Raw genomic sequence first — 18,779 nt, 5'->3', positions numbered from 1 at the left:
CTCAGTCGCGGCGCGCGGCGAGGAGGCGTTCGGTGGCCTCCTCGGGGGAAAGGTCCAGGGCGCGCTCGGCGACGTCTCGGGGGAAGCCGGCCCGGGCCAGGGCGCCCAGAGCCTTCAGCCGCGCCGCCTCGTCCGCCGGCTCCTCCGCCGCGCCGGGGGCGAAGGGGCCCTGCCGGCGGCGGCGCAGATGCGCCAGGGCGGCGTCGAGCTCGTCGGTGGCGCTGTCCTCCAGCGCCGCGCCCGCGGTTTCCGCCGCCACGCCCTTGCCCGCCAGATGCGCCGCCACGGCGCGGCGGGAACGTCCTGCCCGGCTCAGCCGCCGGACCCGGGCCGCGGCAAAGGCGGCATCGTCCACCGCGCCGGCGGAGACCATGTCACGCGCCGCTTGCGCCGCCTTTTCCCGCGCCGCCGCGACATGTCGGGCGATCTCCTCCGACGGCTGGCCCTCGCGCTCCGCGCGCTGCGCCCAGCGGGCGATGCGCCGTTGCAGCACGCGGACGAGGTTGCTTTCCGTGCTGGCGAAACGGGCCAGGTGGTTCAGCGCGGCCTCCCGCAGCGAGGCCGCGTCCGGCGCCGGGCCCGCCGGAATCTCGCGCGGGCGCCGCGGGGCCTGCGGCGGCCCAACCGCGCTTCCTCCCATGTCCCGTGCCTTCCGGCCGGGCCTTTGCCGATCACCTTGCGCCACGGCGGCATAGTGGCACGGAAGCCGGGTGCGGCCTATCGCACCCGTTCCGCGCCCGGCGCGGCGGCGGCGTGTTTTCGCGCATGGCGCGCATGAACGATTCGCAACCGTGGCCGGGCAGGGCGCGTTCCAGCGGGCATCGGAGAACCCCAGTCCCGGAGAGAAGAACGATGCGTAAGAACCTCCTCGGCATGACCGCCGTGGCCGTGATGCTGGCCCTGCCGGTGATGGCGCAGAACACCTCCACGCCGCGCGATGGCACGCCGGGCAATCCTTCCTCCACCGCCACGCAGCGGGCAGCGGATTCCGCGACCGGCAGCCACACCCCCGCCGACGGCACGCCCGGCAATCCGCCCGGCACGGCCCTGGGCCGCGCGACGGACCGCGCGCTGGGCACGAACATGACCGGTGCCTATCCGCAGAACAGCGATGGCACGGCCAACAACCCGTCCGGCACCGCGGCCGGCCGCGCCGCTGACCGCGCGACCAGCGACACGGGCAACAATGCCGCCCGCAGCGGCACCATGGGCATGACCCATGCCGCCCAGTCCGACCGGGCGAGCAAGGTGATCGGTGCCAATGTCTACAACGACCGCAACGAGACCATCGGGTCGGTGGATGACCTGCTGATCGGCAACGGGGGGGCGCCGACGGCGATCCTGTCCGTGGGTGGCTTCCTGGGCATCGGTGCCAAGCTGGTCAGCGTTCCCTTCGACCAGCTGCGCTGGAGCGGCGAGAACGATCGCTGGGTGCTGAACGGCGTGACCAAGGAGAGCCTGACCGCCCTGCCGTCCTTCAGCTACGACGCCACCCGCAATCGCGGCTGAGCCGTGATCCTGGCCGGGGCCGCTCCTCGCGGGCGGTGCCGGCGACGGATGCTTCGAACGGCCCGGATGCCCCCGCATCCGGGCCGTTTCCCTGTTCGCCGGTCCGGCCTTCTTTCCTCATGCCGCCCTGGCATCTCCGCGTGGAACCCTCTTCCGTGAGCAACGTTGCGGTCATGTCCCCCGTTCGGGGGCAAGAACAGATCAGGAGTTCCTCAGGGATGATCCATCGCCCGATGCTACGCGGCCTCATCGCCTTCACCGCACTGGCTGGACTGGCGGCCTGCGATCATGGGCCCGGCAACCGGGGCAACCCGCCCGGGACCGCGGCCGAACGGGCTCTGGACCGTGCCGCGGGAACGAACACCTCGGGTGCCTATCCGGCGCAGTCCGACGGCACGCGCGTGAACCCGCCGGGCACGGCGGCGGAACGGACGCTGGACCGCGCCGCGGGGACCGATGTCTCAGGCGCCTATCCGCGCCAGCGTGACTGCACGGCCAACAACCCGCCGGGCACCGCGGTCAGCCGCGCGCTCAACACCACCGATCCGAACGACTGCCGCCGCTGAGAAGCTGCGGGTCCCGGGGCCATGCCTTCGGGACAGCGAAGGGGAGCTGGCATGCCGGCACCCCCTTTTCATGCCCTGTAGGGGTGAGGAGCGAATTTTTCGCGGCCACCGGCCGGTCCACGCTTTGACCGTCTTTTGCCTTTGCGGCATGGTCTTGACTCCCCGTCCGGCTGCGGCCGTCGCACCGGGCCGGGAGTCGATTTCTGGATGAACCGACACGTGATCCCCGCCTTGATGCCGACCTACAACCGCGCCGACCTCGCTTTCGAGCGGGGCGAGGGCGCTTGGCTGTGGACGGCGGACGGGCGACGATTCCTCGATTTCGGCGCCGGCATCGCCACCACCAGCCTCGGTCACGCGCATCCGCACCTCACGGCCGCCATCGCCGAGCAGGTCGGCAAGGTGATGCACGTCTCCAACCTCTACCGCGTGCCGCAGGCCGAGCGCCTGGCACAGCGGCTGGTGGAGAGTTCCTTCGCCGACAGCGTCTTCTTCTGCAATTCGGGCGCCGAGGCGAACGAGGGCATGATCAAGGCGGTGCGCAAGCACTATGCCGAGACCGGGCGCCCCGAGCGTTTCCGCATGATCTGCTTCGAGGGCGCCTTCCACGGCCGCACCCTGGCCACGCTCTCGGCCACGGGCAACCCGAAATACCTGGCAGGCTTCGGCCCGCCGGTGGAGGGCTTCGACCACGTCCCCTTCGGCAACATGAACGCCGTGCGCGACGCCATCGGGCCGAACACCGCCGGCATCATGATCGAGCCGATCCAGGGCGAGGGCGGCGTTCGCCCCGCCGACCTGCGCTTCCTGCGCGAGCTGCGCGCCGTTTGCGACGAATACGGCCTGCTGCTGGCGCTGGACGAGGTGCAGACGGGCATGGGCCGCTCCGGCAAGCTCTGGGCGCACCAGTGGGCCGGGATCGAGCCGGACGTGATGTCCTCGGCCAAGGGCATCGGCGGCGGCTTTCCGCTCGGCGCCGTGCTGGCGCGGGAGCATGTGGCCAAGTACCTCGTGCCCGGCACTCATGGCACGACCTATGGCGGCAACCCGCTGGCCTGCACCGCCGGCAATGCCGTGCTGGACGTGATTCTCGAACCGGGCTTCCTGGACGGGGTGGACCGCGTGGCGCGCCATCTCTGGCGCGGGCTGCAGGACCTCGCCGCGCGGCACCCGCGCGTGGCGATGGGCGTGCAGGGCGCCGGGCTGCTGATGGGCCTGCGGCTGCGCGAGGACATCTCCAACACCGCCATGCAGGCCATGGCGGTGGAGGAAGGCCTCCTCACCGTCGCGGCCGGGATGAACGTGCTGCGCCTGGCGCCGCCGCTGATCATCACCGAGGCCGAGGCCGACGAGGCGCTGCGCCGCCTCGACCGCGCCGCGGCCCGCATGGAGCCGGCCCGGGACAGGGCAGCAGCCCAATGAGTGCCGCGCTCAGGTCCGTGCCGGGATCGGCAATGTCATCGGCATCCGGGCTGGTGTCGGGGGAGGGGAAACCCTCCCTCCGGCATTTCCTGGATCTCTCGGATCATGATTCTCCGACGCTGCGGCACATGCTGGATCTCGGCATGCGCTGCAAGCGCGGCGAGATGGCGGACAGGCCGCTGGCCGGCAAGACCGTTGCGCTGATCTTCGAGAAGCCTTCCACCCGCACCCGCGTCTCCTTCGAGGTCGGCATCCGCCAGCTCGGCGGCGACGTGGTGGTGCTGAGCGGAAAGGACAGCCAGCTCGGACGCGGCGAAAGCCCGGCCGACACGGCCCGCGTCCTGTCCCGATACGTGGATGCCATCATGCTCCGCACGGATTCCGCCGGGAAGCTGTGCGAACTGGTGGAGCACGCCACGGTGCCGGTGATCAACGGCCTCACCGACCTGTCGCATCCCTGCCAGATCATGGCGGATGTGATGACCTTCGAGGAGCATCGCGGCCCCATCGCGGGTCAGGTCGTGGCCTGGACCGGCGACGGCAACAACGTCGCCCGTTCCTTCATCCAGGCCGCGGCGCGCTTCGACTTCACGCTGCGCGTCGCCACGCCGCCGGAGCTCTCGCCCCCGGCGCAACTGGTGGACTGGGCCCGGGCCGAGGGTGCGCGGATCGAGGTGACGGACGATGCCGTGGCTGCCGTGCGCGGCGCGCGTTGCGTGGTGACGGATACCTGGGTCAGCATGTCGGACGAGGAGGACGGCACCGCCGCCCGCCGCCAGAACCTGCTGGCGCCCTACCAGCTCAACACCCAGTTGCTGCGCCACGCGGCGCCGGATGCGATCGTCATGCACTGCCTGCCGGCCCATCGTGGCGAGGAGATCACCGACGAGGTGATCGACGGCCCGCAATCCGTGGTCTTCGATGAGGCCGAGAACCGGTTGCATGCCCAGAAGGGCGTGCTGCTCTGGGCCCTGGGCGCCGGCTGAGAAGCGGGGAGGGCGCCGTCTGGCGCCCCCCCCCCCGCGAATGCTCTACCGTCCCACCGTGGGCATCCGCGCCACCGCATCCGGATCGATCACCGGGGCCGGGGGCGCCGTCTCGACGGGTGTCGGCGGCGCGGGCGGCTGCGAGAAGGCGGAGGCATTGGTCTGCTGGCTAACCGGCAGCATGCTCGATTGCGGCCGCCGCATGCAGCCCCGGATAATGGGCTCGCAGATGCCGTCCTCGCCGATCCCGCGGTCGGTGTCGCCGCTGTAGAAAAGGGCGGCGACCTTGTTGTCCACCAGCCGGAAATTGGCCGTGCAGTTCCAGCCGCTGCCGTTGATCGTATAGCCGCCGCCGATGATCGGCAGCGTCACCTCGATGCCACCCGAGGATGGGTTCCTGAGGATGTAGCTGAAGATCTGCGTGCGCGCGTCGATCTTGCTGGTCTTGTCAGGCACCCCCGCGCAGGACTGCAGATCGGCCGAGGTCATGCCCACCATGTTGATCTGCGCCTGATGCGCCGTGTCGGCGGCCTCATAGCCGCAGCTCGCGAGGGCCAGCAGGCTGGAGAGGATGAGGGGATGCCGCATGGATGCTCCTGTCCGGGTCGCATCATTGAACGCGTGCTGCGTTGCGGCGAAAGGCCGGGGGCGGCCCCCTCACGGCTTTCTGAGGCTGCCGGCAGCGTAACGGTCCTGCCGGATCCGCTGGGAACGGTCACCACTGATGCCGGGAAGGGGATGGAGCGGGCGATGGGAATCGAACCCACGACATTCAGCTTGGGAAGCTGACGTTCTACCTCTGAACTACGCCCGCAGCCGAGGTGCGGGCTCTTCTACCCCGGCCACGCGAGACCGGCAAGAGACCCCGCACATGCCCCACGAAGGTCACATCTCCGCCCAGCGCCGCAGGAGGTTGTGGTAGCTCGCCGTCATCGCCAGCACGCCGGGGTGGTCGTCGGGCAGGGAGCGGCGGAGCTCGATGATCCCCATGTCCAGGTCATAGAGATGGGCACGCTGGCCATCGTCCTTGACCATGGACTGGCTCCAGAAGAAGCAGCCCCAGCGCGAGCCCCGGGTGATCTCCGTCACGCTGTGCAGGCTGGTGGCCGGATAGACCACCATGTCGCCCGCCGGCAGCTTCACGCGCTGTTCGCCATAGGTGTCCCGCACCACCAGCTCGCCCCCGTCATATTCCTCCGGCGGGGTCAGGAAGATGGTGGAGGAGACGTCGGTGCGGATGCGCATCCCCGCCCCGGGCACGAGGCGCACGGAATTGTCCACATGCGCGCCGAAGGTCATGCCGACATCGTACCGGTTGAACATCGGCGGATAGACCCGCAGCGGCAGGGCGGCGGTGGAGAAGATCTGGTTCCGGCCCAGCGCCCGCAGGACCAGGTCGCCCAGTTCCCGCGCCACCGGGGAACCTTCCGGGATCTGCAGGTTCTTCTTCACCAGGGCCGACTGCGCCCCGGCGGTGGTCCGCCCATCCTCCCAGGCCGCGTCTTCCAGCCTCTGGCGGGCATAGGCGACCTCCTCGGGCGTCAGGACATGGGGAATGCGCACGAGCATCGGAGATCCACTCCATCCTTGGCGAAGGGGCCGCCGGGAAGGCAGTCCCCGTGAAGGCAGTCCCCGGAAAGGGCGCCGAAACGGGCAGGGAGGCGTCCGCGATACGGCCCCGGCATCTCGCGGGCGCCTCCTCTCTCCCGGCATTCCGGGACCGCCGGCAGGGCCTGCCGGCGGGCCGCGTCAGAAATTCGCCGCCAGCGACACCAGCACGGTGCGGCCCGCGGACGGGATCACGCGCCCCGAGAACAGGGAGTCGTAGTTCAGCGCATTGCCGAGGTTATAGCCATTCACGGACAGCGTGAGCTGTTCGGCCAGCTTGTGCGACACCATGGCATCGAAGCTCAGGTTCGACGGCACCTTCGCCGAGTTGGCGGCATTCAGATAGACCGAGCTGCGATAGAACATGCCGCCGCCGAGGGTGATGTTGTAGGGCGTCTGCGGTGCGATCTCATAGGTCGTCCACAGCGAGGCCGCGTGCTTAGGCACGTACTGGACGCGGTTGCCCACATTGGCGGCCGTCGTGGACCGCGTGGTCTCGCTGTCGAGATAGGTGTAGTTGGCGTTGACGTTCCATGCCGGGGTGATGCGGCCGGTGACGCCCGCCTCGGCACCCTGCACCCGCTGCCGGTCGCTGGTGGAGTACACGGTGCCGTCTTCCAGCGGCGTGGTGGCGTTCTTCTTGTTGATCCGGAACAGCGAGGCATAGAGGCCGAGCCGGTTGTCGAACACGCCGACCTTGGCGCCGACCTCGAAGTTCTGGTTGCGCTCGGGCTCGACGTTCGGGTTCACCGTGAAAGGAACGGTGGTGAAGTTGGCGCCCGGTGGCGTGGTCGAGGTCGAATAGGAGAAGTAGTAGGTCTGCGCCGGCGTCGGTTCGAAGACCAGGCTGGCGGTGGGATCGACGAAGTCCTCGGTGGTGCTGATATCGGTGGTCGGCGCCGCGCCGCGGTTACCCGCCGTGTAGTCCAGGTTGTAGTGCGTGTAGCGGAAGCCGCCGATCACCGAGAGTTCCGGGATCAGCCAGACCCGGTCGCGCATGAACAGGCCGAGATTGGTCGTGTCCGTGTTGCGCAGGGCGCTGCCGGTGGTGAAGCCGAGGCTGTAGTCGTTGTCCGGGTTCCGGATGCCGGGGAGCAGCCTTGTGCCCACCGTCGTGAGCCCGGTGCGGTCCGTGCTCTCGTGGGCGATGTCCACGCCCGCCGTCAACTCGTGGCGCAGCATCCATGTGTCGAACCTGGCATTCGCGGTGGCGATGTTCTGGATGCCCCAGGTGTCCTGCGTATAGGCGCCGATGCCGCCGCCATAGCCGACATTCGGGTTCCTGCCGGCCAGGAACTGTCCCGAGCAGCTGTTGTTGAAGGCCGTGAGCGTGGCGCCGGTGCCGCATGTGACGGGGCTGTAGGCGAAGTCGCGCTTGACCCAGGAGGTGCGGAAGCTGTCGTTCAGGGTCAGCCAGTCGTTCACGCGGTGCTGCAGGGTGGCGGTGAGACGGTTCACCTCGACCTTGTCGCGGTCGCCCTGGTTGCCGTACCAGTTGCGGCGGCGGAGGCCGTACTCCGTGGCCGGGCGGCCGATGCCGCCAAAGGGCGTGACAACCGGAACGCCACTCTCGGTGGCCTGATCGTATTCGTAGTGCAGGTACTCCAACGTGGCGGTGGTATCCGTGCCCAGACCGAAGGCGACGGAGGGCGCGATGCCCCAGCGCTGCTGATCCTGCCCGTCCCGATCCACGGTATGGCTGCTCTGGCCCATCATGTTGAGGCGGACGGCGCTGCTCTCGCCCACCTGCACGTTCACGTCGGCCGTGGCGCGCGCGAAGGGACCCATGCCGCCCGTCGCCACGCCGCCGTAGCTGTTGCCCAGGTGTGGCATGCGGCTCACCTGGTTCACGCCGCCGCCCACCGTGCCGGCGCCGCCCAGGGCGAAGCCGGAGGGGCCCTTCAGCACCTGCACCTCCTCGGTGGTGAAGGCATCGCGCACATAGGTGCCGAAGTCGCGCAGGCCATCCGAGAACAGGTCGTTCTGGGCGTTGAAGCCACGGATGCGGAACTGGTCGCCCGCCACGCCGCCATTGCCTTCACCCGCCGAGGCGGTGATCCCGGGAACGTTGCGCAGCGCCTGCTCCAGCGTGGTGACGTTCTGCTGGCGCAGGACCTCCTGCGGCACGACATTGATGGTCTGCGGCGTATCCTGGATCGTGTCCGGCAGGCGATCGATGCCGGTGCGGCCGCGAAGCGTGTTGGGCGGCGCCGCCCCTTCCACGTTCACCTGCGGGATGACCAGCGGCGAAGGGCTGAAGGCCGGGGCCTGGCTCTGGGCCGGCGCGCCTTCCGCCGTCGGGCTGGCGGTTTGCGCCTGGGCCACGGCCGAGACGGAAACGGCAAGCCCGGCCACCAGCGCGCCCTGCGTCATCAGGTCGCGCACTCCACTGCGAGTTACCACGTAGCAAATTCCCCGGATGATATTGCGAGTAGTTATCAGTATCGGATTCGTGAAAGGTTACAAGCGGGCAACTCAGCGAAACGGGGCGGACCATTCCCGCTCCGCGAGCCCGGGATGCATTTCCTGGCCGGTGTGGCTTCCCTGCGGCTCCCCGCCGCAGCGCGGAGGGTTCCCATGCGGCGGGGATCTGCTCTAGAAGCGCCCTGTACCCGGAAGGGTGCCCTCGCGATTTGTCCGGCCAGCTTGCGGCGAGGTAAAAGAAGCGCGCTAAACGGCCGTGGCGCCGTTTCCGCGGCGCCCGACCGGGCCGGCTTCGTCCGCAGGGAACCCGGTTGATGGCCAAGCCCCTTTCCGACAAGCCGCTCCGCCCCGCCACGCTGCTCGTGCGCGGCGGCCAGGCCCGCAGCAATTTCGACGAGACCTCGGAGGCGCTCTTCCTCACCTCCGGCTTCGTCTACGACAGCGCCGAGCATGCCGAGGCCGCCTTCACCGGCGCCGCGCCGCACTACCAGTATTCCCGCTTTGGCAACCCGACCGTGACGGCGCTGGAAGCCCGGCTGGCGGCGCTGGAAGGGGCGGAGGCCTGTCGCGTCGTGGCCACCGGCATGGCCGCCGTCTCCTCGGCGATGCTCAGCCACCTCAAGACCGGCGACCGCGTGGTGGCCTCCCGCGCCCTGTTCGGCTCCTGCCACTGGATCGTGTCCACCCTGCTGCCGCGCTACGGCATCCGCACGGAATTCGTGGAGGGCAGCGATCTCGCCGCTTGGCGCGAGGCCCTGGCGACGCCGGCCGACCTGGTGCTGCTGGAGACCCCCTCCAACCCGATGCTGGACGTGGTGGACCTGCGCGCCGTGGCCGATCTCGCCCATGCCGCGGGGGCGCTGGTGGTGGTGGACAACGTCTTCGCCACGCCGCTGCTGCAGCGCCCGCTGGAATTCGGCGCCGACGTGGTCGTCTATTCCACCACGAAGCACTTCGACGGCCAGGGCCGCACGCTGGGCGGCGCCGTGCTCGGACGGCAGAAGTGGATCGAGGAAGTGCTGCAGCCTTTCACCCGCAACACCGGCCCGGCGCTGTCCCCCTTCAACGCCTGGGTGATCCTGAAGGGGCTGGAAACGCTGCACCTCCGCATGCCGGCGATGTGCCAGTCCGCCGAGGCCGTGGCGCGGTTCCTGGAGGGGCGGACGGAGGTCTCCCACACCCGCTATCCGACCCTGGAATCGCATCCGCAGCGGGAACTCGCGATGCGCCAGATGTCGGCGGGCGGCACGATGGTCACCTTCGACCTGGCCGGCGGGCGCGAGGCCGCCTTCGCCTTCATGAACGCCCTGGGGGTCGTGGACATCTCCAACAACCTGGGCGACTCGAAGAGCCTGATCACCCATCCCGCGACGACCACCCATATGCGGATCGGCGCCGAGGAGCGGGCCAAGCTCGGCATCGGCGACGGCACGGTGCGCCTGTCGATCGGGCTGGAGGACCGGCAGGACCTGATCGAGGACCTGGAAACCGCCCTGGCCGCCACCCGCCGCTGAGGCCGCCGCCCCGCCATCCGCCAGGAGGCGGGCAGCCATCCCGTGGCCGCAGCGCCGCCCTTCGCAAAGAGGGGCGGGGCCGCACCTCGCAGGCGGAACGGGCAGCGCCTATCTAGGCGCGGTGAAAGACGTCACCGAACCCTCCGCCACGCCCGACTTCCTCAACCATGACCGGCCGCCCGTGCCGGACCTGGTCGTGCCGCGCGGCGTGCAGCCCTTCCACCTCGCCAACCGGCCCGTGCGCGGCCGGCTGGTGCGGCTCGGCCCGCTGGCCGAGGCCCTGATCTCCCGCCATGCCTATGCGCCGGACGTGGCCCGGCTGCTCGGCCAGTCCCTGGCGCTTACCGCCGGCCTCGCCGCGGCGCTGAAGTTCCGGGGTTCCTTTTCCCTCCAGGCCAAGGGTGACGGGCCGGTCGGCATGCTGCTGGCCGACTGCACCGACACCGGCAGCCTGCGCGGCTATGCCCGGATCAGCGAGGGGGCGGAGGGCATGCCCAGGGATATACCCAGGGATATACCCAGGGATATACCCACGGGCGAGGCCGCGGCGCTGCTGGGCAAGGGCTACCTGGCCTTCACCTGCGACCAGGGCCAGGACATGGACCGCTACCAGGGCATCGTCGCCATCGAGGGCGACACGCTCTCGGCGATGACCGACCGCTATTTCGAGACCTCCGAGCAGCTCCGCGCCTGGGTGCGCCTCGCCGCCGCGAGGACCGCTTCCGGCTGGCGCGCCTCCGCCCTGATCATGGAGCGCGTGGCGGGGGAGGGCGGCATCGGCGCACTGGACGAGGAGGAGCAGGAGGAGGCCTGGCGCACGGCGACCATCCTGGCCGGGACGCTGAAGGACGAGGAGCTCCTGGACGATTCCCTGCCGCCCGAGCGCCTGCTGCACCGCCTCTTCCACGAGGAGGACCTGGTGACCGACCGCGCCCGCTCGCTGTCCTATGGCTGCCGCTGCTCGCGGGCGCGACTCGCCTCGGTGCTGCAGTCCTTTCCGGGCGACGACCTCGACCACATGGCCGAGGACGGGCAGATCGCCATGACCTGCGAGTTCTGCAACGTCGAGTTCCGCTTCGATCGCGCGGATGTACGCTCTGGTGCGGGGCGGGCCTGATCGGCTACCCCTCTCGCCCCATCGCCTCTTCTGCCCCTCCACGGAGCTGCGAATCCGCATGATCCGCCGACGCCAAGCCCTCCTGCTGCCGCTGCCGCTCCTGGCGGCCGCCTGTTCCGGGGGGGAGGCGCCGGTGACGCGCCTGCGCCGGCCCGAAGGCTATGCCTGGCTGACCCCGCTGCGCCTGAACGTCGCCGGGCTCGACTTCCCGCCGCCGCAGCCGGGCGCGGTGATCCGCGCCGACCCGCCGGCGCCGCTGGTGCCGGCCACGGAGGTCGAGCGCATGGGGCGTGACCGCCTGTCCGCCGCCGGCACCACGGGACGGGCCGCCTTCACCGTGGAGACCGCGACCCTGACGCGCAGCCGCCAGTCGGGCGGGATGTTCACCGATGCCAGCGAGCGACTCGACTGCGTGCTGCGCTGCCGGCTCACCATCCTCGGCGCGGACGGGCAGCAGCTCGCCTTCGCGGAGGCCGAGGCGCGACGGGGCGCGGTGATGAACCTGGGTGGCGGCAACACCGCCGCCGGCAATGCGGAGGATGTGGTCGGCAAGGCGATGGACGACCTGAACGTGGAGTTCGAGGTCCAGGTCCGCCGGAACCTGCGGGACTGGGTGCAGGAGACCACGCCGGTCGTTCCCACCCCCGCGCCGGGAAGTATCGAGCGCGAAGAGCTTCCGCCAAGCTGAGAACAACCGCAGGATGGTGCTCCTGGAAGGCCCGGGACCGGAGCCTGGGCAGGCGTGACGCCGCCGCAGGCCAACCGGCGGCCGAACCATCAGCCGGAGGAGTACCAGCATGGGAATCATCACCACATCCAACCCCGAGGGCGTGCACGAGCCCCACGCGGCCTATTCCCACGCGGTCCTCGTCCAGGGCGCCAGCAGGCGGCTCGTGGTCAGCGGCCAGGCGGGCGTGACCCCCGACGGCCGGATCGCCGCCCATGCGGACGAGCAGATCGGGCAGGTCTTCCGCAACCTCGACACCATCCTGAAGGCGCATGGCATGACCCCGGCGAATGTCGTGCGGCTGACCGCCTATCTGGTGCAGCGCATCCATATCGGCCCCTGGCGCCGGCGGCGGGACCAATGGCTGAACGGCCACCAGCCCGCCGCGACGCTGCTGCTGGTGGACGGCTTCGCCGACCCGCGCTTCGTGGCAGAGGTGGAGCTGGAGGCGGTAGCGTGAGAATCGGCCCGCAACCCTTGCGGCGCCTCTTCCGGCACCGCGCGGCCTGCGGCGCCGGGCTGATCCTGCTCGCCCTGGCCGGCTGCGGTGCCACCCCGGCGCCGGAGCTTCCCAGCTCCGTGCCCCGGCCTCCGCCGATCAGCGATCGCCCGAACGCCCCCGCCGCCTCTGGTGGCCCGCGCGCGGAAGTGACGGCGCCGGCCGCCGTCGCATGGAGCCGCCCATGAGCCGCCGGATCCTGGGGGCGGCCCTGGCCGCCGCCGCGCTGCTGGCGGGTTGCGCGCCGCCCGCGGTGCAGCCCGCGCCGCAGGGCTACCAGGCCCCCTACCAGCCGCCGGGCTCCCCGGAGCGGGGTGGCTGGGAGCGGCCCTACGCGCCGCCGCCGGCCGTGCCGCAGCCGGCCTACTACGGCAATCCCGGCGCGCCGGCGGTTTCCACCGAGCCGCACTGAAGGCGCCTCGGGGGTAGCCGCGGGGCAGCGCCAAGGGCCGGGCGCCGCCGTTCGCGTTCAGATGATCGGCGTGGCTCTCGGGGCACCGATCATGGCGAGGAATTCCTGCCGCGTGCTGCGCTGGTCCCGGAAGGCGCCCAGCATGCGGCTGGTCACCATGGTCACGCCCGGCTTGTGGGCGCCGCGCGTGGTCATGCACTGGTGCGCCGCCTCCACCACCACGGCGACGCCGTAGGGGTTCAGCACCTCCTGGATGGAGTTGGCGATCTGCGCCGTCAGCTTCTCCTGGATCTGCAGGCGCTTGCCATAGGCGTCCACGACGCGCGCCAGCTTGGAGATGCCGATGACCCGACCGCGCGGCAGGTAGCCGACATGGGCGCGGCCGATGATCGGCGCCATGTGGTGCTCGCAGGTGCTTTCCAGCCGGATGTCGCGCAGGATGACCATCTCGTCATAGCCTTCCACCTCCTCGAAGGAGCGCTGGAGCAGCTCGACCGGATCCTCCTCATAGCCGGCGAACCATTCGCGGTAGGCCTTGGCCACGCGCTTGGGCGTGTCCAGGAGCCCTTCGCGGCCGGGATTGTCGCCTGCCCAGCGCAGCAGCGTCCGGATCGCATCCTCCGCATCCTGCTGCGTCGGCCGGGGTTCGTCCGGCTCCTGGTACGGAGGGAAAGGTGTGCTGGTCAAATTCCGTTCCTCTGATTCCATCCCTGGCCGGGGATGGGGTGGGGCCTGCGCGCGGATCTCGCCGGCCGGTGCCAGCCGGCATCCGGGAAGGCGGGGCTCGCGGGCTCCCGGCAGTGAGTTGTGGCAGGGCTGCGGGAGGCTGCGCAACCTTTGCGTGTATCAGTTCAGGGTGACGCGCCCATCCGGGCTGTCGAGGCTGAAGGCCGGTATCTCGACATCGAAATTCTCGCCGGTGCCGGTGGCCACCATGTGGTAGGCGCCCCGCATGAAGCCCGAGGGTGTGGGCAGCGGCGTGCCGGAGGTGTATTCGAAGCTCTCCCCCGGCTCCAGGATCGGCTGCTCGCCCACCACCCCGTCGCCATGCACGCGCTGGGTGCGGGCCATCGCGTCGGTGATCAGCCAGCTCCGCTTCAGCAACTGCACGGTTTCCCGGCCGCCATTCTCGATCTCGACGCGATAGGCCCAGACATGGCGCCCTTCCTCCTCCGAGGACTGGTCGGCCAGGTAGTAGGTCCGCACGCTGACACGGATTCCCCGCGTGACGGCGACGTAGGCATCTCGGCCAACCATGCTGCTCAGCCTCCCGGAAACAGGTTCGGCAACTGCCAGATAGGCGGAAACGGGCGCGGAATCGAGCTTCACGCAGAAGTTTCCGCGGATCGGGTGGCGCGGCCGGGTGTGGGGCTTGGCCCGGGAGCGGGGAGCGGGGAGGCTGCGGCGCCCCGGCACCGGTGCCCTCCGGGAACCAGCCGGGGCGGTGCCAAGGACCCCCTCGGGAGTTGCCATTCTTGCCCCTGCTGACCCGCCGTGCCGGCCTGTCGCTCCTGCCGCTGCTTGCCTTGTCCGGCCGGGCCGTAGCGCAGCAGGCGGCACTGCCGCCCAGCCTCCAGGTCGCCGGGCGCAGACTGGTGCTGAACGGCACCGGCCTGCGCCGGGTCTTCCTGTTCGAGGCCTTCCGCGCCGCGCTGTACCTGGAAACCGCCAGCCACGACGCGGAGGCGATCCTCGCCTCGACCCAGGTGAAGCTGCTGATCCTGCGCTATTCCCGCGACATCCCGCGCGACCGGCTGGTGTCGGGCTGGGAGGACGGGTTCCGCGAGCGCTGCGCCTGCGCCATGCCGGACAACTTCCGCGCCCGGCTGCGCGACCTGCGGGAAGGCGAGGAGGAGACCTGGCTCTTCCTGCCAGACCATGTCGATATCGCCTATGCGGGCGAACGCCCGGTGCGGATGGACAATCCCCTGGGCGCGCGCATGCTGTCCGCCTTTATCGGCCCCAAGGCCCAGAGCAGCGCCCTCAGCCGGGGGCTGCTGGGGCTGTCCTGAACCTTCCGGGGCGCCCGGGGCTCAGCTCCCCGCGCGCGGAACGGCCTCGTGGTGGCGGATCACCTCCTTCACCACGAAGGCCAGGAACTTCTCGGCGAATTCCGGGTCCAGCTTCGCGTCGGTGGCCAGGCGGCGCAGCCGCGCGACCTGTTCCGCCTCCCGCGACGGATCGGCCGGCGGGAGGTGGTGCTCGGCCTTCAGCTGGCCGACCCGCTGGGTGCAGCGGAAGCGTTCCGCCAGCATGTGGATGATCGCCGCATCGATGTTGTCGATGCTGTCGCGCAGGGTCTTGAGTTCCGGCAGGATGGCCGGTGCCGCTCGTGTCATCGGCGAAGCCTTCTCATGGTCCATCGGCATCCCCTCACAGGGGCGCTTGCGCTATCGCTTAGAGCAGATCGCCGCGGGGCGGCATCGCCCGGACGCCTGAATCCGCTCCGCGAACGAATGGGCAGGGCCTTCGCGGCGAAGGGCCGCGAACCGGGAATGCTCCCGCCGGAAGGCCGGGGATGGTGGCCGGGCCTTCCGGCGGGCCGCGCGGCTCAGGGCGCGAGCAGCGCCCGCACGGCTTCCATCCCGACATCCTCGATCCGGGCGGGCCGCCAGCGCGGCGACTGGTCCTTGTCCACCACCACGGCCCGCACGCCCTCCGCGAAGTCCGGTTGCCGGATCACCCGCCGCGCCAGGGCCAGCTCCGTCGCGAGGCAGGTGGCGAGGTCGTGCCCGCCGCCGATGCGGAACAGCTCCCGCGTGATGCAGAGGCTCATCGGCGACATCCGGCGCAGCGTGGCGATCTGCTCCCCCGCCCAGTCGCTGCCCTCGGCCTCCAGCGCCTCCAGGATATGCGGCACGGTGCCGGCGCCGAAGCAGCGGTAGATGGCTTCCGCCTGTGCCGTCACCGCGCCATGTGGCGCCGGGCGCGTATGGGCGGCGATGGCGGCCTCGGCATCGCCTTGCAGCAGGGCCTGGCGCAGCGCCGGCAGCTCCCCGGAGGGGCAGTAATGCGTGGCCATCCCGGCCTCCACCGCCTCCGCGCCCCGCAGCCGGGCGCCGGTCAGGCCCAGCCAGTTCCCGATCGCCCCTTCCAGGCGCGGCAGGCAATGGGAGGTGCCGACATCGGGAAAGAAGCCGATCGCGGTTTCCGGCATGGCGAGCAGCGCCTTCTCCGTCACCACACGGTGGGAGCCATGCAGCGAGACGCCGATGCCGCCGCCCATGCAGATCCCGTCGATCAGGCTGACCCAGGGCTTGGGGAAGGCGGCGATGGCCCCGTTCAGCGCGTATTCGGTGGCAAAGAAGTGGTCGGCCGCCTCGCCGCGCCCTTCCAGCACCGATTGGCGGATGAAGCGGATGTCGCCGCCCGCGCAGAAGGCACGGCCGCCGAGCCCTTCCAGGAGCACCAGCCGCACCGCCGGGTCCTCGCCGAAGCGGCGCAGGGCCTCGGCCAGCGCATCGATCATCGGCTGGTCCAACGCGTTCAGCGCCTTCGGCCGGTCGAGCTGGATCACCCCCGCGGCCCCCTCGACCCGCGTGGCGATTCCCGGGCCGTTCCCCGGGCCGTTCCCCGGGTCGTTCCCCGTCTGGGCTTGGCTCATTGGCATTCCCTCCTGTCCATTGCGCATCATGGCACCGTAGGGGCGGTTGACGGCAACCGGGGGGACCCGCAGTTTCCGCCACCATGACGACCCACCTGGTGTGCTTCGAGGATGTGGAGAAGCGCTACGACGCCGGCGCGCTGGCGGTGCATGGCCTCAACCTCGCCATCCGCCGGGGGGAGCTGCTGACGCTGCTGGGCCCCTCGGGCTCGGGCAAGACCACCACGCTGATGATGCTGGCCGGCTTCGAGGAGCCGAGCAGCGGGCGCATCCTGCTGGACGGCAAGGACATCGCCCATACCCCGCCGCACCGGCGCGGCATCGGCGTGGTGTTCCAGTCCTATGCGCTGTTCCCGCACATGACGGTGGCGGAGAACATCGCCTTTCCGCTGGAGGCGCGCGGCGTGGCGCGGGCGGAGCGCGAGAGCCGCGCGCGTCGGGCTTTGGAAACGGTGCGCCTGCCCGGCCTGGGCGACCGGCGGCCGGCGCAGCTTTCCGGCGGGCAGCAGCAGCGCGTCGCCCTGGCCCGTGCCCTGGTCTTCGAGCCGCCGATCGTGCTGCTGGACGAACCGCTCGGCGCGCTGGACAAGTCGCTGCGGGAGGAGATGCAGTTCGAGATCCGCCGCCTGCACCGCGAGCTCGGCGTGACCATGATGTACGTCACCCATGACCAGGCGGAGGCGCTGGTGCTGTCCGACCGCGTGGCGGTGTTCCGCGGCGGCCGCATCCGGCAGCTCGCCCCGCCGCGCGACATCTACGACCGCCCGGCCGATGCCTTCGTGGCCGGCTTCGTCGGCGAGAACAACAGCCTGCCCGGCCATGTCCTGGCCATGGAGATGGAGGAGGCGCGCATCCGCCTGGACTGCGGCGTGGTGGTGCGGGCCACCGCCGCGGTGGGGGTCGGCCCCGGCAGCCGCTGCATCGTCGCCATCCGGCCGGAGCGCTTGGCCGTCGCGGCCATGCGGGCGGAGGAGATGGGTGAGGATGCGGTGCCTGCCCGGCTGGAGGAGATCGTCTTCGGCGGCGACCACCTGCGCCTGCGCCTCTCGATCGGTGACGAGGATGGGTCGCGCGCCGAGGTGATCGCCAAGCGCCCCGCCACCGGCGTGCTGCCCCAGCCCGGCGGCGCCGCGGCCCTGGCCTGGGACCTGTCGCAGGCCATCGCCTTTCCGGTGGAATGACGGGGCCCCTGAAGGGAGGGCGTTCCGCCGGGACCCTGCCCGGCGGATTCGGCACCCGCCCCTTTCCTCAGCCCTGGAGCAGGTTCGGCGGCAGCAGCATCGCGCGTGGCCCGATGGGCTGCGTTTCCATGCGGCGCGGGTTCCGCCGCAGGAGGCCATGGCCCAGCCTGGCCTCGACCGTGCGCCGCAGGCCCGCATCCAGGGTGACGCGCGGCACCCAGTTCAGCAGGTTCCAGGCGGGCCGGGTGTCCACCGCCGTTTCCAGCTCGTGGGGGCGCGGCGGCAGGGCGCCATAGACCGGCTCGACCGAGGGGTCGATCAGGTCCACCAGCTTCTGCACCACGTCCCGCACCGAATGGGTGACGCCGGTGCCGACCTCGATGCTCCGGCCGAGCGCCGCCTTGCTCACCCCGGCATGCACCAGCGCGCTCACGATGTCATCCACATAGGTCCAGTCGGCGAGGCGGCCGCCGTCGCCCAGATGCGGCGCCCGGCCGTGGCGCAGCTCCTCGATCACGTAGGGCACCAGCTTGCTGCCGTCACGCTGGCCGGGGCCGTAGGTCATGGCAATCCGGATATCGACGCAGCGCGTGTCATAAAGGCTGTCGAACAGCCGGGCATAGGCGGTGGCGGCGGCCTTGGAGGCGGCGTAGGGTGAGCGCGGCGCCTCGTTCGGCGCCGAATGCGCCTCGACCGAGCCCGCCAGCACCACGCGCTCCACCCCGCGCCCGGCGGCGGCCAGCAGGATGTTGATGGTGCTCACGAGGTTGTCGCGCAGCGTGGGCAGGACGGCCTCGATGCTGCGCGACCCCGTCACCGCGGCGCTCATGTGGAAGATGATCTCGGGCTGCGTCAGGCGAAGGAGCGACTCGATCTCGCCCGGCGCCGCCGGATCGCAGCGCCACCACAGGGGCGCCGCCTCGCCATCGTCATCCTGCGGGATCTCGCCGCGCGTGGTGCCATGCACCTCGGCGCCGGCCTCCAGCAAGGCGCTGCACAGGGCACCGCCGATGAAGCCCCGCGCACCTGTCACGAGGACGGAACGGCCTCGCAAGGCTGCCAGAATCGGGTCGTCGCTGCCGGGTCGGATCATCTCATATCCACGCTTGGTCACTCAGCATGGATCAAAATTGATATGAATTGAAGCATATCGCAAGAATTTTGTTTCTTTTTCTGGATCATACCGGAAAAATATGCTGCGGTGCAGAAG

The 18,779-nt window shown here is 70.6% G+C and carries 20 protein-coding genes, 1 tRNA gene and 1 riboswitch; of the genes, 11 read left to right on the top strand and 10 right to left on the bottom strand.

The window, feature by feature from the left end:
* Window position 1: 1 nt before the first annotated feature.
* Entirely contained in the window at window positions 2-640 is a 639-nt protein-coding gene (locus tag BT98_RS0107550; RefSeq protein WP_019461042.1) for a RecX family transcriptional regulator, read from the bottom strand.
* 212 nt (window positions 641-852) lie between these two features.
* Between BT98_RS0107550 and BT98_RS26005 the strand changes: the two genes are divergently transcribed.
* From BT98_RS26005 to argF, 4 genes are all read left to right on the top strand, one after another.
* Window positions 853-1,509: a PRC-barrel domain-containing protein gene (locus tag BT98_RS26005; protein ID WP_019461043.1), complete on the top strand. Its 657-nt coding sequence runs from the start codon at window positions 853-855 to the stop codon at window positions 1,507-1,509.
* Window positions 1,510-1,727: 218 nt separating this feature from the next.
* Window positions 1,728-2,075: a hypothetical protein gene (locus BT98_RS0107535; RefSeq protein ID WP_019461044.1), complete on the top strand. Its 348-nt coding sequence runs from the start codon at window positions 1,728-1,730 to the stop codon at window positions 2,073-2,075.
* Between the two features lie 219 nt (window positions 2,076-2,294).
* Window positions 2,295-3,497 carry an aspartate aminotransferase family protein gene (locus BT98_RS0107530; protein ID WP_019461045.1) on the top strand — a complete coding sequence of 401 codons (1,203 nt, stop codon included), beginning with the start codon at window positions 2,295-2,297 and terminating at the stop codon, window positions 3,495-3,497.
* Window positions 3,498-3,529: 32 nt separating this feature from the next.
* Window positions 3,530-4,483 carry an ornithine carbamoyltransferase gene (argF, locus tag BT98_RS0107525; protein ID WP_037250061.1) on the top strand — a complete coding sequence of 318 codons (954 nt, stop codon included), beginning with the start codon at window positions 3,530-3,532 and terminating at the stop codon, window positions 4,481-4,483.
* A 45-nt stretch (window positions 4,484-4,528) separates the two neighbouring features.
* Here the strand turns inward: argF and BT98_RS23565 are convergent, their stop codons facing one another.
* From BT98_RS23565 to BT98_RS0107505, 4 genes are all read right to left on the bottom strand, one after another.
* The gene (locus tag BT98_RS23565; protein WP_019461047.1) at window positions 4,529-5,071 is read right to left on the bottom strand and encodes a hypothetical protein; all 543 of its coding nucleotides are present in this window, start codon (window positions 5,069-5,071) and stop codon (window positions 4,529-4,531) included.
* A gap of 151 nt (window positions 5,072-5,222) precedes the next feature.
* Window positions 5,223-5,297: transfer RNA gene (locus tag BT98_RS0107515), tRNA-Gly, on the bottom strand.
* Window positions 5,298-5,368: 71 nt separating this feature from the next.
* Window positions 5,369-6,052, bottom strand: coding sequence for a Fe2+-dependent dioxygenase (locus BT98_RS0107510; protein ID WP_019461048.1), 684 nt, complete (start codon window positions 6,050-6,052; stop codon window positions 5,369-5,371).
* Between the two features lie 180 nt (window positions 6,053-6,232).
* Window positions 6,233-8,494, bottom strand: a complete 2,262-nt coding sequence (locus BT98_RS0107505; protein ID WP_237719359.1) for a TonB-dependent receptor — start codon at window positions 8,492-8,494, stop codon at window positions 6,233-6,235.
* Between the two features lie 212 nt (window positions 8,495-8,706).
* A riboswitch (SAM riboswitch) is annotated at window positions 8,707-8,785 on the top strand.
* Window positions 8,786-8,829: 44 nt separating this feature from the next.
* On the opposite strand from BT98_RS0107505, the gene metZ reads away from it, so the two are divergent.
* The 5 genes from metZ to BT98_RS0107475 all read left to right on the top strand — a co-directional run bounded on the left by metZ (window position 8,830) and on the right by BT98_RS0107475 (window position 12,784).
* Window positions 8,830-10,029, top strand: a complete 1,200-nt coding sequence (metZ, locus tag BT98_RS0107500; RefSeq protein WP_019461050.1) for an O-succinylhomoserine sulfhydrylase — start codon at window positions 8,830-8,832, stop codon at window positions 10,027-10,029.
* A gap of 121 nt (window positions 10,030-10,150) precedes the next feature.
* Window positions 10,151-11,146, top strand: a complete 996-nt coding sequence (gene hslO, locus BT98_RS0107495; protein WP_019461051.1) for an Hsp33 family molecular chaperone HslO — start codon at window positions 10,151-10,153, stop codon at window positions 11,144-11,146.
* 58 nt (window positions 11,147-11,204) lie between these two features.
* Window positions 11,205-11,834 carry a hypothetical protein gene (locus BT98_RS0107490; protein WP_019461052.1) on the top strand — a complete coding sequence of 210 codons (630 nt, stop codon included), beginning with the start codon at window positions 11,205-11,207 and terminating at the stop codon, window positions 11,832-11,834.
* A gap of 109 nt (window positions 11,835-11,943) precedes the next feature.
* Window positions 11,944-12,333 carry a RidA family protein gene (locus BT98_RS0107485; RefSeq protein ID WP_019461053.1) on the top strand — a complete coding sequence of 130 codons (390 nt, stop codon included), beginning with the start codon at window positions 11,944-11,946 and terminating at the stop codon, window positions 12,331-12,333.
* A 223-nt stretch (window positions 12,334-12,556) separates the two neighbouring features.
* On the top strand, window positions 12,557-12,784 hold the full coding sequence (locus BT98_RS0107475) for a hypothetical protein (protein ID WP_126281880.1): 228 nt from the start codon (window positions 12,557-12,559) through the stop codon (window positions 12,782-12,784).
* 57 nt (window positions 12,785-12,841) lie between these two features.
* Here BT98_RS0107475 and folE read toward each other — a convergent pair whose 3' ends face one another.
* Both folE and apaG read right to left on the bottom strand, forming a co-directional pair.
* Entirely contained in the window at window positions 12,842-13,492 is a 651-nt protein-coding gene (gene folE, locus BT98_RS0107470) for a GTP cyclohydrolase I FolE (protein WP_081798545.1), read from the bottom strand.
* A gap of 138 nt (window positions 13,493-13,630) precedes the next feature.
* Entirely contained in the window at window positions 13,631-14,041 is a 411-nt protein-coding gene (gene apaG / locus BT98_RS0107465) for a Co2+/Mg2+ efflux protein ApaG (RefSeq protein ID WP_026033170.1), read from the bottom strand.
* 218 nt (window positions 14,042-14,259) lie between these two features.
* On the opposite strand from apaG, the gene BT98_RS0107460 reads away from it, so the two are divergent.
* Window positions 14,260-14,796 carry a chalcone isomerase family protein gene (locus BT98_RS0107460; protein ID WP_019461058.1) on the top strand — a complete coding sequence of 179 codons (537 nt, stop codon included), beginning with the start codon at window positions 14,260-14,262 and terminating at the stop codon, window positions 14,794-14,796.
* Window positions 14,797-14,817: 21 nt separating this feature from the next.
* On the opposite strand, the gene BT98_RS0107455 is transcribed toward BT98_RS0107460, so the two are convergent.
* Both BT98_RS0107455 and BT98_RS0107450 read right to left on the bottom strand, forming a co-directional pair.
* Window positions 14,818-15,123 carry a chorismate mutase gene (locus tag BT98_RS0107455; RefSeq protein WP_026033171.1) on the bottom strand — a complete coding sequence of 102 codons (306 nt, stop codon included), beginning with the start codon at window positions 15,121-15,123 and terminating at the stop codon, window positions 14,818-14,820.
* A 212-nt stretch (window positions 15,124-15,335) separates the two neighbouring features.
* Complete coding sequence (locus BT98_RS0107450; protein ID WP_019461060.1) at window positions 15,336-16,388, bottom strand: enoyl-CoA hydratase/isomerase family protein; 1,053 nt, start codon at window positions 16,386-16,388, stop codon at window positions 15,336-15,338.
* Between the two features lie 83 nt (window positions 16,389-16,471).
* Between BT98_RS0107450 and BT98_RS0107445 the strand changes: the two genes are divergently transcribed.
* Window positions 16,472-17,569 (top strand): ABC transporter ATP-binding protein, encoded by a 1,098-nt coding sequence (locus tag BT98_RS0107445; RefSeq protein WP_019461061.1) that lies wholly within the window; start codon window positions 16,472-16,474, stop codon window positions 17,567-17,569.
* Window positions 17,570-17,636: 67 nt separating this feature from the next.
* Here the strand turns inward: BT98_RS0107445 and BT98_RS26000 are convergent, their stop codons facing one another.
* Window positions 17,637-18,662, bottom strand: coding sequence for an NAD-dependent epimerase/dehydratase family protein (locus tag BT98_RS26000; protein WP_019461062.1), 1,026 nt, complete (start codon window positions 18,660-18,662; stop codon window positions 17,637-17,639).
* Between the last annotated feature and the right edge of the window lie 117 nt (window positions 18,663-18,779).

Source organism: Roseomonas mucosa ATCC BAA-692 (assembly GCF_000622225.1).
Classification (GTDB): domain Bacteria; phylum Pseudomonadota; class Alphaproteobacteria; order Acetobacterales; family Acetobacteraceae; genus Roseomonas; species Roseomonas mucosa.
This window is presented reverse-complemented; position numbering and strand designations above follow the sequence as displayed.

Excerpts from the sequence above, each read along its gene's own strand:
- BT98_RS0107510 (WP_019461048.1), bottom strand. The coding sequence starts at position 6,052 with ATGCTCGTGCGCATTCCCCATGTCCTGACGCCCGAGGAGGTCGCCTAT.
- BT98_RS23565 (WP_019461047.1), bottom strand. The coding sequence starts at position 5,071 with ATGCGGCATCCCCTCATCCTCTCCAGCCTGCTGGCCCTCGCGAGCTGC.
- BT98_RS0107550 (WP_019461042.1), bottom strand. The coding sequence starts at position 640 with ATGGGAGGAAGCGCGGTTGGGCCGCCGCAGGCCCCGCGGCGCCCGCGC.
- BT98_RS26005 (WP_019461043.1), top strand. The coding sequence starts at position 853 with ATGCGTAAGAACCTCCTCGGCATGACCGCCGTGGCCGTGATGCTGGCC.
- apaG (WP_026033170.1), bottom strand. The coding sequence starts at position 14,041 with ATGGTTGGCCGAGATGCCTACGTCGCCGTCACGCGGGGAATCCGTGTC.
- BT98_RS0107445 (WP_019461061.1), top strand. The coding sequence starts at position 16,472 with ATGACGACCCACCTGGTGTGCTTCGAGGATGTGGAGAAGCGCTACGAC.
- BT98_RS0107450 (WP_019461060.1), bottom strand. The coding sequence starts at position 16,388 with ATGAGCCAAGCCCAGACGGGGAACGACCCGGGGAACGGCCCGGGGAAC.
- folE (WP_081798545.1), bottom strand. The coding sequence starts at position 13,492 with ATGGAATCAGAGGAACGGAATTTGACCAGCACACCTTTCCCTCCGTAC.
- BT98_RS0107485 (WP_019461053.1), top strand. The coding sequence starts at position 11,944 with ATGGGAATCATCACCACATCCAACCCCGAGGGCGTGCACGAGCCCCAC.
- BT98_RS0107455 (WP_026033171.1), bottom strand. The coding sequence starts at position 15,123 with ATGACACGAGCGGCACCGGCCATCCTGCCGGAACTCAAGACCCTGCGC.
- BT98_RS0107535 (WP_019461044.1), top strand. The coding sequence starts at position 1,728 with ATGATCCATCGCCCGATGCTACGCGGCCTCATCGCCTTCACCGCACTG.
- BT98_RS26000 (WP_019461062.1), bottom strand. The coding sequence starts at position 18,662 with ATGATCCGACCCGGCAGCGACGACCCGATTCTGGCAGCCTTGCGAGGC.
- BT98_RS0107475 (WP_126281880.1), top strand. The coding sequence starts at position 12,557 with ATGAGCCGCCGGATCCTGGGGGCGGCCCTGGCCGCCGCCGCGCTGCTG.
- metZ (WP_019461050.1), top strand. The coding sequence starts at position 8,830 with ATGGCCAAGCCCCTTTCCGACAAGCCGCTCCGCCCCGCCACGCTGCTC.
- argF (WP_037250061.1), top strand. The coding sequence starts at position 3,530 with ATGTCATCGGCATCCGGGCTGGTGTCGGGGGAGGGGAAACCCTCCCTC.
- BT98_RS0107490 (WP_019461052.1), top strand. The coding sequence starts at position 11,205 with ATGATCCGCCGACGCCAAGCCCTCCTGCTGCCGCTGCCGCTCCTGGCG.